This window comes from Mesorhizobium sp. M7A.F.Ca.CA.003.01.2.1, from assembly GCF_003998945.1.
Taxonomy (GTDB): Bacteria; Pseudomonadota; Alphaproteobacteria; order Rhizobiales; family Rhizobiaceae; genus Mesorhizobium; species Mesorhizobium ciceri.
This window is the reverse complement of record NZ_RZRA01000677.1, coordinates 1-3,202: the sequence shown is the minus strand read 5'-3', so window position 1 is coordinate 3,202 and position 3,202 is coordinate 1. Positions and strand designations below refer to the sequence as shown.

The following is a 3,202-nucleotide window of genomic DNA, read 5'->3' as shown; positions in this document are numbered from 1 at the left end:
CCTTGGCGGCAATATCGGTGACTTCCTGCGCGAAGGACTGCGCCTCGGCGATCATTGTTTTCGCCGTTGCCCGTGCCTTGGTGGAGGAAGGACTCGGTTCATCGAACTGGGCGACGCGCGCCTCGAAATCATCGACGATCGGCTGCAGCAGCCGTTGCGAGGCTTCTGCCGCGCCTGAAAACGCGCCCAGCCAGACGCCAAAAGCATGATTGGCAAGCCCGAGGCCAAGCGCCGACATCGCGGCCGCACCCGCCACAGGATGCACGAAAAGGTTGACGGCACTGGCCATCTCCTTCGGCATCATCCTGGTCAAGTCCTGGTTCATCTGCTCGATCTGGTCCAAATTGGGCATCAGCGGGTTCGAATACGGCGCCATAGAGTTCTCCTGGTCGTTTCGTCGTTCGCCCCGCCCTTCGCTGCGGACTTTCGTCCGCGTAAAACGTTCTTCTATTCCGCCGCCACCATCACAGGCTCGGCCCGGTGCGCATTGCGCGAAAACTCGTCGATGCGCCGCTCCACTTCGCCGCGGAAATGCCGCATCAGGCCCTGGATCGGCCATGCCGCCGCGTCGCCCAGCGCGCAGATCGTATGGCCTTCGATCTGCTTGGTGACGTCGAGCAGCATATCGATCTCGCGCTTCTGCGCCTCGCCGCGCACCAGCCGTTCCATCACCCGCCACATCCAGCCGGTACCTTCGCGGCATGGCGTGCACTGGCCGCAGCTCTCGTGCTTGTAGAAGTAGGAAAGCCGCGCGATCGCCTTCACGACATCGGTCGACTTGTCCATGACGATGACAGCCGCGGTTCCAAGGCCGGATTTGAGGTCGCGCAGCGCGTCGAAATCCATCGGCGCGTCGATGATCTGCTCGGCCGGCACCAGCGGCACCGAAGCGCCGCCCGGTATGACCGCCAAAAGATTGTCCCAGCCGCCGCGAATGCCGCCGCAATGCGTCTCGATCAGTTCGCGGAACGGGATCGACATCGCCTCTTCGACCGTGCACGGATTGTTGACGTGGCCGGAGATGCAAAACAGCTTGGTGCCGACATTGTTCGGCCGGCCGAAGGACGAGAACCAGGCCGCACCGCGGCGCAGGATGGTCGGCGCAACCGCGATCGATTCGACATTGTTGACCGTGGTCGGGCAGCCATAGAGGCCGACATTGGCCGGGAATGGCGGCTTCAGCCGCGGCTGGCCCTTCTTGCCTTCGAGGCTTTCGAGGAGCGCTGTCTCCTCGCCGCAGATATAGGCGCCGGCGCCGTGGTGCATGTAGATGTCGAAATCGTAGCCGGAGGTGTTGTTCTTGCCGATCAGCTTGGCCTCATAGGCCTCCTCGATCGCGCGCTGCAGCGCCTCGCGCTCGCGGATGAACTCGCCGCGCACATAGATGTAGGCGGCAACCGCACCCATGGCGAAACCGGCAAGCAGCGCGCCCTCGACCAGCGTGTGCGGGTCGTTGCGCAGGATGTCGCGGTCCTTGCAGGTGCCGGGCTCCGATTCGTCGGCATTGATGACCAGGTAGCTCGGCCGGCCGTCGCTCTGCTTGGGCATGAACGACCATTTGAGGCCCGTCGGGAAGCCGGCGCCGCCACGGCCGCGCAGGCCCGACGCCTTCATCTCGTTGACGATCCACTCGCGGCCCTTGGCGACGATGCCGGGCGTGTTATCCCAGGCGCCGCGCGCCATCGCGCCGGCCAAGGACTTGTCGAACAGGCCGTAGATATTGGTGAAGATGCGGTCTTTATCCCCGAGCATTTTTCGTCCCTCAGACCGGCTTCTTGCCGAAGACGCGGATGTATTCGGCGACGCCACCCTTGGCGAGCGCCTTGGCCTGCTTGACCCAGTCGTCGCGATCGATGCGGCCCTGGAAAGAGAGATAGCCATCCACCCACTCGCGTTCGGCCTTCTTCCACGACGCGACCTGCGCGAAGGTAAAGATGCCCAGCGTATGCAGGATGCCCTCGATCTTGGGGCCGACGCCGGAGATCAGTTTGAGGTCATCGACCTGTGCCGGCCTGTCGATGCCGGCCGGGCGGTTCTTGTCCCCGAGCGACGGTTTGGCCGGCTTGGCGGCCGGTACCTTGACCTCTGGCGCCTTGAAGGCGGAGGCCGGCTCGGCCTTGGTGATGGGGCCACTGCGCTGCTTGGAAACCTGCTCGACTTTGGAGTCTGCCTTGTTGGCATTGGCGGCCGAATGCAGTGGAGCGGCAACACTCGCCGCCTTTTCAGCCGCCGGCGCGACCTTGGTTTTTGAAGGCGTCTTCAGCGCCGGGCTGGTTTCAGGGGCGTCGGTCTTCGGCTTGCTGGTGTTGGACGGTGCGACAGGGGCCGCGGCCGGCGCCGGCACCGGCGCTGCGACGATCGCGTCGGGTGCCGCCCTGGCGGCCTTGGCCGCCTCCCTGGCTTCCCTGTCGCGGGTCGACTTGAGGATCGCCTTTTCGCTCTTCAGCGTGGTGAGGCCGGAGGCCGGCTCCGAGCCGGTGCGGCCATTCTGCGGCCCCGGTTCCACCGCAGCACCCTTGCCGGCGTCATAGAGATCGATGATTTCAGCCAGGCGTTCCGGCGTCAGATCCTCGAACGTGTCCTTGAAGATCATCACCATCGGCGCGTTGACGCAGGCACCGAGGCATTCCACCTCTTCCCAAGACAAGGTTCCCTTGTCGTTGGTGTGGAACTGGTCGTGATGGATTTTGGAGCGGCAGACATCCATCAGCGCTTCCGAACCGCGCAGCATGCAGGGCGTGGTGCCGCAGACCTGGATGTGCGCACGCGTGCCGACCGGATTCAACTGGTACTGCGTGTAGAAGGTCGCGACTTCCAGCCCGCGGATGCGGGGCATGCCGAGCATGTCGGAGATCGTCTCGATCGCCGCCTTCGTCACCCAGCCTTCCTGCTCCTGTGCTATCATCAGAAGCGGGATGATGGCCGACTGTTCACGGCCCTTCGGGTACTTCTTGATCCATTGCTTCGCAGCCGCGGCATTCGCCCGGTTGAAGGCGAAGGATGCTGGCTGGACGCTGGCTTCTGCGAGACGGCGGACTGACATTTAGCGATCGACCTCACCAAACACGATGTCGAGGGAGCCGAGAACGGCGGTGACGTCGGCCAGCATGTGGCCGCGGCAGAGGAAATCCATCGCCTGCAGATGCGCGAAACCCGGCGCGCGCAGCTTGCAGCGGTAGGGCTTGTTGGAGCCGTCGGAGAC

2 protein-coding genes and 2 pseudogenes are annotated in these 3,202 nt (G+C 64.2%); all 4 read right to left on the bottom strand.

What is annotated here, in order from left to right:
* A pseudogene (locus EN969_RS23535) lies at positions 1-376 on the bottom strand (NADH-ubiquinone dehydrogenase); the annotation flags it as partial.
* A gap of 71 nt (positions 377-447) precedes the next feature.
* Positions 448-1,752, bottom strand: a complete 1,305-nt coding sequence (gene nuoF / locus EN969_RS23530) for an NADH-quinone oxidoreductase subunit NuoF (RefSeq protein ID WP_013531094.1) — start codon at positions 1,750-1,752, stop codon at positions 448-450.
* Between the two features lie 10 nt (positions 1,753-1,762).
* Positions 1,763-3,043: an NADH-quinone oxidoreductase subunit E gene (locus EN969_RS23525; RefSeq protein WP_063168238.1), complete on the bottom strand. Its 1,281-nt coding sequence runs from the start codon at positions 3,041-3,043 to the stop codon at positions 1,763-1,765.
* A pseudogene (locus tag EN969_RS23520) lies at positions 3,044-3,202 on the bottom strand (NADH-quinone oxidoreductase subunit D); the annotation flags it as partial.